The sequence below is a fragment of the Butyrivibrio sp. AC2005 genome, assembly GCF_000424145.1.
GTDB lineage: Bacteria > Bacillota > Clostridia > Lachnospirales > Lachnospiraceae > Butyrivibrio.
Map to the genome: position 1 here is coordinate 109,777 of NZ_AUJI01000019.1, position 7,739 is coordinate 117,515.

14 protein-coding genes and 1 tRNA gene are annotated in these 7,739 nt (G+C 38.9%); 13 read left to right on the forward strand and 2 right to left on the reverse strand.

The window, feature by feature from the left end:
• Positions 1-12 precede the first annotated feature (12 nt).
• The 4 genes from G602_RS0106905 to G602_RS0106920 all read left to right on the forward strand — a co-directional run bounded on the left by G602_RS0106905 (position 13) and on the right by G602_RS0106920 (position 2,823).
• Complete coding sequence (locus G602_RS0106905) at positions 13-978, forward strand: ABC transporter ATP-binding protein (protein WP_026658338.1); 966 nt, start codon at positions 13-15, stop codon at positions 976-978.
• Positions 979-986: 8 nt separating this feature from the next.
• Entirely contained in the window at positions 987-1,775 is a 789-nt protein-coding gene (locus G602_RS0106910) for an ABC transporter permease (RefSeq protein ID WP_026658339.1), read from the forward strand.
• Between the two features lie 68 nt (positions 1,776-1,843).
• Positions 1,844-2,644 (forward strand): ABC transporter permease, encoded by an 801-nt coding sequence (locus G602_RS0106915; RefSeq protein ID WP_026658340.1) that lies wholly within the window; start codon positions 1,844-1,846, stop codon positions 2,642-2,644.
• 97 nt (positions 2,645-2,741) lie between these two features.
• Positions 2,742-2,823, forward strand: a tRNA-Leu gene (locus tag G602_RS0106920).
• A 439-nt stretch (positions 2,824-3,262) separates the two neighbouring features.
• Here the strand turns inward: G602_RS0106920 and G602_RS0106925 are convergent.
• Positions 3,263-4,003, reverse strand: coding sequence for a transcriptional regulator (locus G602_RS0106925; RefSeq protein ID WP_026658341.1), 741 nt, complete (start codon positions 4,001-4,003; stop codon positions 3,263-3,265).
• A gap of 170 nt (positions 4,004-4,173) precedes the next feature.
• Here G602_RS0106925 and G602_RS0106930 point away from each other — a divergent pair, with 170 nt between their 5' ends.
• The 8 genes from G602_RS0106930 to G602_RS0106965 all read left to right on the forward strand — a co-directional run bounded on the left by G602_RS0106930 (position 4,174) and on the right by G602_RS0106965 (position 6,760).
• Positions 4,174-4,365, forward strand: coding sequence for a helix-turn-helix domain-containing protein (locus G602_RS0106930; protein WP_196808607.1), 192 nt, complete (start codon positions 4,174-4,176; stop codon positions 4,363-4,365).
• A complete protein-coding gene (locus G602_RS0106935; RefSeq protein WP_026658343.1) occupies positions 4,358-4,576 on the forward strand; it encodes a hypothetical protein in 219 nt (72 codons plus the stop codon). The genes G602_RS0106930 and G602_RS0106935 overlap by 8 nt, the downstream gene beginning before the upstream one ends.
• A gap of 11 nt (positions 4,577-4,587) precedes the next feature.
• Entirely contained in the window at positions 4,588-4,962 is a 375-nt protein-coding gene (locus G602_RS0106940; RefSeq protein WP_026658344.1) for a hypothetical protein, read from the forward strand.
• Between the two features lie 198 nt (positions 4,963-5,160).
• On the forward strand, positions 5,161-5,328 hold the full coding sequence (locus G602_RS30190) for a hypothetical protein (RefSeq protein WP_155829714.1): 168 nt from the start codon (positions 5,161-5,163) through the stop codon (positions 5,326-5,328).
• A gap of 51 nt (positions 5,329-5,379) precedes the next feature.
• Positions 5,380-5,673, forward strand: a complete 294-nt coding sequence (locus tag G602_RS25610; RefSeq protein ID WP_044931322.1) for an HNH endonuclease — start codon at positions 5,380-5,382, stop codon at positions 5,671-5,673.
• Entirely contained in the window at positions 5,670-5,930 is a 261-nt protein-coding gene (locus G602_RS0106955; RefSeq protein WP_026658345.1) for a hypothetical protein, read from the forward strand. Before G602_RS25610 ends, G602_RS0106955 begins: the two co-directional genes overlap by 4 nt.
• Positions 5,917-6,489 (forward strand): hypothetical protein, encoded by a 573-nt coding sequence (locus tag G602_RS0106960; protein ID WP_026658346.1) that lies wholly within the window; start codon positions 5,917-5,919, stop codon positions 6,487-6,489. Before G602_RS0106955 ends, G602_RS0106960 begins: the two co-directional genes overlap by 14 nt.
• Complete coding sequence (locus tag G602_RS0106965) at positions 6,479-6,760, forward strand: hypothetical protein (protein ID WP_026658347.1); 282 nt, start codon at positions 6,479-6,481, stop codon at positions 6,758-6,760. The genes G602_RS0106960 and G602_RS0106965 overlap by 11 nt, the downstream gene beginning before the upstream one ends.
• 363 nt (positions 6,761-7,123) lie before the next feature.
• Here G602_RS0106965 and G602_RS30195 read toward each other — a convergent pair whose 3' ends face one another.
• Positions 7,124-7,462 carry a hypothetical protein gene (locus G602_RS30195; RefSeq protein ID WP_155829715.1) on the reverse strand — a complete coding sequence of 113 codons (339 nt, stop codon included), beginning with the start codon at positions 7,460-7,462 and terminating at the stop codon, positions 7,124-7,126.
• Positions 7,463-7,495: 33 nt separating this feature from the next.
• Here G602_RS30195 and G602_RS30200 point away from each other — a divergent pair.
• Positions 7,496-7,739 (forward strand): hypothetical protein (locus G602_RS30200; protein ID WP_026658350.1); only part of this gene is annotated, 244 nt, incomplete at its 3' end.

A 7,739-nucleotide genomic window follows, 5' to 3' on the forward strand; every position in this document is an offset into this window, starting at 1 on the left:
AGGAAATCATCTATGACTTACATTGTAGTTGAAGATCTAAAGAAAAATTTCGTGGTTAAAAAGAAACGTGAAAAGGGGAAGCTTTTCAGAGAAAAAGAGAAAGTTAAGGCTTTGAAGGGAGTTTCGTTTTCAGTTGATAAGGGAGAACTGGTCGGTTACATTGGCCCCAACGGCGCAGGAAAATCGACTACAGTCAAGATTCTCTCCGGAATCCTCACTCCGGATGGAGGAAGTGCTAGTGTAGGCGGAATTGTTCCCTGGGAGGAGCGAAAGACTCATGTTAAAAACATAGGAGTCGTGTTTGGGCAGCGCAGCCAACTCTGGTGGGATGTGCCCATCATCGACAGCTACAATCTTCTAAAGGACATATACAGGATTCCCCAGAGAGATTATGAAGCGAGATTAAAGGAACTGACCGAGGCTCTTTGTCTTGATGAATTTATGAAGACACCGCTTAGACTTCTGAGTCTTGGACAGAGAATGCGTGCAGAGCTCTGCGGGTCATTGCTTCACAGACCGGAGCTCCTGTTCCTGGATGAGCCCACAATCGGTCTTGATGCGGTAAGCAAGCTTTCGCTCCGTGAGTTTTTAAAATGGGAAAACAGGGAATATGGCACCACGATTATGCTCACGACTCATGATATGGAAGATATCGCAGCGCTGTGTTCAAGGGTTATGGTGTTAGGACATGGCCAGAAGCTTTTTGATGGAAAATTGAATGAGCTTCTCGAGCACTATGACACCGTTCGAAATGTCCATATTAAATACGAGGGAGCTGTATCTGATATAAAGCTTCCAAACGGCGTTATCAGTAATCAGACTGAGGATGGAATTGAACTTAGCTACAATCCCTCTGAAATACCGACATCACAGCTTTTATCGATTCTTCAGAGTGCAGGTAATATCAGCGAGCTCACCCTGCAGCCTGAAAATACTGACCACATGATTGCTGCGATGTATAAGGAACTGGATCTATGAGGTTTACTATGTCTTACTTTACTGTTTTCAAAATGCGTCTTCGCATGGAGCTTCAATACCGCGGCGCAATGATCGGCGGAATCCTCTGTCAGATGTTTTTCGGGATGATACTGATTGCGCTGTATAGAGCGCTCTATGAAGGAAAACCCCAGTCTGTTCCAATCGAAAATATCGCTACCTACGTATGGCTTCAGCAGGCATTTTTCCGAATGATGCTTGCTTCTGATAATGAACTGGTAGATAAGATCAGAACCGGTGACATATCCTATGACCTTTGCCGCCCTGTGAATATGTATGGCTTCTACTATGCGAGAATCATGGCTCAGAAGCTGATGGGAAGCCTTATGCGTGCGGTCCCGATGCTTATAATGGCGGCACTTCTCCCCAGAGGATGGAGAATAAATTTTCCTGCGTCTCTTCCGGGATTTCTACTGTTTATTCCGGCACTTGTTTTGGGACTATTATGCGTCTGTGCCCTTGAGAACATCACTATAGCATTCACCATGATAACGCTTGATCCCAGAGGCATGCAGGGACTTCTTAATCTTTTGATGCTGACTCTTTCAGGAAATATTTTACCGCTTAATCTTTTCCCGGAAAGCTGGCAGAAGGTCATCACACTTTTCCCGTATGCGCAGCTCCTTGATGCACCTATAAGACTGTATACAGGAGAGTACCTTCCTGCTGATGCAATGAGGATTTATGCGGTTCAGATATTCTGGGTAGTGGTGCTGATAGCCCTTGGTGTTTCTATGTGGAGTGCAAACAGGAAGCGCATGATTGTGCAAGGGGGATGATTTGTCTCTGACTTATTGATGTGAAGCTGGAGAGAAATATGAAGACTATGAATTAAGAGGGCAGAGTAATGGATATTTTCAGGTTGTATATAAAATCAATCGGGATGCTTCTGAAAAGTCATCTGCAATATACAAGCTCATTCATCATGCAGGCTCTTGCACAGCTTGTGATGGAGGGCGGAGAGATGATGGTGGTCATCCTCATCGTAGACAGATTTGAGGGTCTTAAGGGATGGCCAGGAAGCAATCTCTATTTCTTCTTTGGAATGATGTCCGTATCATTTTATCTTACGGAATTCTTTGGACGTGGAATCACCGGAAACTTTCCTTCAATGGTGAGAACAGGACGTCTTGATACCTTCCTTGTAAGACCACGGGGAGTGTTGACTCAGGTACTGTGTGCAGGAACTGATCCCAGAAGAATAACCTGTATCGCCGTGGGAACCGCAGCACTTATCATGGGCAGCAGGCTTTCAGGAATATCATGGAATCTTCTGAAGGTGCTGGTGCTTGTGGAATCTATTGCCATGAGTATGCTTCTTATTCTGGGACTATTCATGATAGAAGCTGTCTTTAGTATTTTCAGTGTAAAATCAGTCGAGCTTGTTAATGCAATTACCTATGGCGGTCGAAGCGCCTGCCAGTATCCGATCGATATTTATCCGGTTCCGCTGCGCGCACTGTTTACGGTTATCGCACCTTTTGCACTTACTCTTCATGTTCCTGCTTCATGGATTCTTGACAAGCCCCTCTATGGCTGGCCCATGTGGACAGCATTTGTGATGCCACTTTCCGGTGCTGCGGTATTTGCAATCATGACAGGAGTGTTCCATCTGGCGCTAAGACATTACAGATCTACGGGAAGCTGAGGCAGCAATTGTTGTGACTAAATCATTAAAAAAGTCAGGCTTTATATCAAGAAATCATTGACTAAGATATGTCCCAGGCGGTATATTATTAAGGCTAGCAGAAGTGATGGAATTGGCAGACATGCAGGATTTAGGTTCCTGTGCCGCAAGGCGTGTGGGTTCAAGTCCCATCTTCTGCATTTATTTTTATCAGTATTCATAGAGTGTTATGGAAGTACCGGAACACTAGATGAATACTGATTTTTCTTTTCTTTCACATTGTTTATCTTATGGTGTGATATATCACCGAAATACCCCTTATTTTGATATAGATGTAGTCAGAAATGTAGTCAGATTTGTAGTCATGAAAATGCAGTAACAATGAGGGTGGAGGGGTTATTATTGTTAAATTTATTCCGGCGCTTAAGCCCTCCCTAGTCCCGAAAAATCAAAAAGGGTTATCTCTCAGACTTCCAACGTTCCAACCAATCATGATATAGTTCCGGAGAATTTATCTCTAAAAGTTGTAGCCTTCTATTATCTTCTTTATATGCATCTATGTATAGTACCTGATATAAGGAGCATGTACTGATGAATACAGCTTGTTTGAAAGAATCATAGGTTGTTATACGCAGCATATTATTTCCCCTTTCGTTTCTTGAGCATATCTTTATACTTTACCCCTTGTGCATGCTGAGTTTTAATATAATTGTCGGTTTCCTTTTCAAGTTGTTTTCTTTTCCTGGTTTTATGAGTGACAGTTATAATTTCATCTATTCTGCTGCTTTTTATATCTAAGCAATCATTTAATGCACTCATGACATTATAGCGGAGAATGGATTTATCAGCTTTGTTTGGAACAAATGATTCGTGATATTTATATGCTGAATTACTAACGGAGATTGTAGTTCTTGAGGAAGAAGTAAGAAGTATATAGTTACATATTTCATCCAAAAGCTTTTCTAGATAGTCCATATTCTGACTATTATCCCATATCAATGCTTCCAAAATATTTTTTGTATATTCGTAGTTCTTAATTCTTTCGATAGCAATAGTATCTAATCCTAGATTTTCGGCAGATGATTTATTTTCTTTATTCATGGTAACTTGGTTTGCTATGAAATATTCTATATCTACATCATACAGATTGCAGATATTACATAGCTTTTCTAAGGATGGGGTTTGTTCTCCTGAAAACCATTTGTATGCAAGTGATTGTACTGATTTCTTTTCATCATCTTTATAGTGAGGATACACTTTATCGTAGTTTCTGATAAATTCCTTTTTCAGATCACTATCTTTTGTGATATCCGGATGATTATATTCTACTAATTTCAATAATTTGTTACCAAAATCTTTTAAATGTTCTATATCATACATAGTTAACCTCGATTAGATAATATATCCAAAAATGAAACAGTAATATTAAGATAAATTATATAATACATAAACCACTTCAACAAGAGAACATGCAACAATATGCATAACAAATATAGCGCATGCGTGATTTTAAGATTATTTGCAGAATAACAATGAAAGGATTAATAACTATGACGAAGCTACTAAAAACAAAAGAAGCGTGTGAATTACTTGGAGTATGTCCCAATACGTTAAAGAGATATGACAGAAATGGTATCTCGGTTCGAATTGGTAGAGCTGTTAGATATGATAGTGAGGCTCTTATTGCAGCTGTTAAGGGAGAGCAGCAGGCAGCAGGCGTTAAGGAGGAAAACAATGCTTAAGGAGATTGCAGATATTATTTCTAACGAAGTGGATGATTTATCCGGAACGATTTCCGGTATGACGCATGCAAGCAGAGAAGAGGAAATATTTATCACGGATGAGTTGATGAAGTCCTTTGAAAATGTTGCGAAGCTTTCATATTGTCAGGCTTTGAAAGATGGAAAAAGTTCTCTTGATCAGCTTGTACAACAGAATTTGTGGGGGACGTAAAGGATTGCGCTATGAATATGTCAGATTTGAATACATGGAATGAGTATTGCGATGGGGATACATCAACCGGGCGCCCACAATGGTACAAGCTATGGGTTGAAAAGTATGCTACTGCTTTAGATATTGAGAACCTTGACGATGATTTGACCCAAACAGAAAAAGACATACTTTTTAGGGAGATAGGAAAAGTCTTTATAAATTCTCTGTTTTATTTTTTGGGGCATGATGAGGGAAAATGGAGCGAATATAAGCCCAGTACCCGTGATGGCAGGATATTATGGAATGCTCTGAAAAGAGATATTGACCAATCATACCGGGATTATGACAAACGAGTGATTGACGGTAAAAAGGGAGGTAGACCACCTAAAAAGGATACCTTTGAATAAACCCAGTAAATACCTGGTAAAAAACCATTGGTTAGTAATACTAAGTATTGCTAAGTATAGCTAAGTATATCGAACAGAAGAAAGAAGTATAGAAGTACAGAATAGATGTATAGAACAGAATTACAGAATTATAGAAAAGAATAGATATATGTATGTGCAACTTCTTTGCACGGATATTGATTAAAGGAGGTATTGGATATGGATTATAGCATTGAAAATATTTTAGTGGATTTTATAACGGTTTATCTGCATGACCGTAAAGCGGATAAGGCAAATGATGAATGTATCAAGCAGGAGTTAAAGAGATTATACATTGAATGTGATGTGAATAGCTCTATGTTGGTTGATGATGAAAATGAGGGTTGATATATAGGGAGTACATACAAATATATTATACGTTTTAGGGAGGTTCAGAGAATGGTGAATATAAATGAATGCTCAGAAGAGTATAAAAGCTATTTGAGAGATGATCCTAAGTGGCAGGTTATTAGAGAAAATATTTTGTTTCGTGATGGATATAGATGCAGGTTATGTGGTTCTACTCAAAAACTGAATGTTCATCATATACGTGGAACTCATAGATTTCATGAAGAAGATTATCCTGAGGATTTGTGCGTTCTGTGCGACACTCATCACGAAATGATACATAGGTATTTTAAAGTATGTGATTCTCTTAAGGAATTCTATAACCGGAAGAGGAAAGAATTATGATAAATGCTAATGAAATGAAAAATGTTCTCAGCGATTATAAAAGGACATGCATCAAAGAACATGTAAAGCCAAGTAGGCGTACTTTTGCTAGCTTTATCGGTGTGAGTGTTCAAACAATCCATAATGCAATTAAAGGTATGTACAATGGTATTTATTATAGTTTGAAGCCATGTTGTACTCGGTGCTTTGATAATAAGTCATTTGAAGTACTGAGAGATTTTTTCTCAGAGAATGGATGCGATAATGAAGAAAAATAATGTGACAATTATTGGACACTCAGAAATCTATGAAAGCAGAGTTGCAGAGCTAACGGATTCTTTTGTTGAAAATGAATTATCAGGATGTACGGATGATATATCAAAGCAATTTACCCAGTTATTGTACTATCTGCATGATGGCTTGAAAGAATTAAAAGAGTTGCCTGGTACAGATGATATATCTTCACTTGATAGGTTGTTTGATAACTATGTACGGCTGTGTTGTAAGTGCTGTGTATTACCAACTATTGAAGGCTTTTCAATGCTGACCGGAATACATAAAGCAACATTTTACGATTGGAATAATAGGGATTATCGGAGGTCAGACCCTGCATATAGCGACTCTGTAAAAAGATGGCGTGAGATTTGCAGAGAACATTTAATACACAGCTTAACTAATGATGAACGCACATCTGTTAACAAAATCTTTATAGCAAAGGCTGCTTATGGCATGAGAGAAGATAGCATTCCTCAGATTGAAGAAGCTAGTAAAGCAGAGAAAACACTATTGGATATTCCGGTATTTAACGGAGAATTGGAGGATAAGAATGGAGTTTAAAACATTTTTGAAACACTATTTAACACCGAAAGATGGAGAATCACTTAAGGCTCTATCTGAGTTTAAACATAAGAATGAGGAACAGTATAAAGTTTATAGGAACAGAGCATTAAGAACAGAGGATTATTACAGACAACAACAAAATCGTGCTTTTGCGGAGGGACATGCTATTGCTCCATTAACTGCTGAAAATTATAAGACTTATGAAAAATCAAAGGATTCTATGGATTGCTTGCTTGGATTAAAACCGGAGGTTCACAATGATTTATGACAAAGAGCTAAAGGAGCGGTTAGGATTAGATAATGATAAACCAATACCTGCAAATTTTAATGTCCCATATTTTGTACATGAAGAAGATTCGTTCAGATTGGAAAGGATAACGAAACGCTTGACCATAGCTTGTGTAATAGAAACGATAGTATTGCTACTGGTCATAATACTTTTGTAGGCAGCAGGTGGTATGTTGTAGCCATTTATTAATATTTGCCCCTTGGAGCGATTTAAAAGCAATTAAGGTATAAATGGATTAAAGCGATTTGAAATCGCTCTAAGGGCGAAATATGAAGCCTGAATGAATTAAATAGGGCAGGCTGTGAAACCTGCCCTACAATACAAATTGTGCACACTATTAAATTAGTACTCTAAGCCAAGCTCAATGTACTGTTCTTTGATGAATCTTTCTACTTCGGACAATGTCCAAAGATGATCAAACGCTTCGTTATAGCATCCCCAAACCATTGTTCCGGTGGATTCATTAATAACGTTATATCCGATATCTTTTGAATATACCGGATAATCTTTTGATAAATAGTGGATGCATCCTTTGTTTAGGGTGTATCCGATGGCATGCGCCTTTTTTCTAAGGGTACTAATTGTGAGGCTTCTGGCATGATGGTGGGTACTATGCCAGTCCTCTGATGTATATATGCAATTGAAAAACCATCTGTGTTTCTGTAATGTATTAGCGTCCAAACTATACTACAGAGATACCAGAGGTACCCACAGATGGTTTCTGCTAATACATTATGTAAAAAATTGCTCAATGTCAATCATGCTGTCGTAGAAGATGCAAACTTCTATCTTGATCGGGATGGTGTTACCCACCTCAGAATCCATGCGCGGACGGATAAATGGCATCAGGATGATTGTCCGTTCTGCCACAGACGCTGTCCTCGTTACGACCAAAGGATAGATCAGCCACGCACTTGGAGAAGCCTTGATTTTGGTGCAACACTCGTAGAGGTTGAGG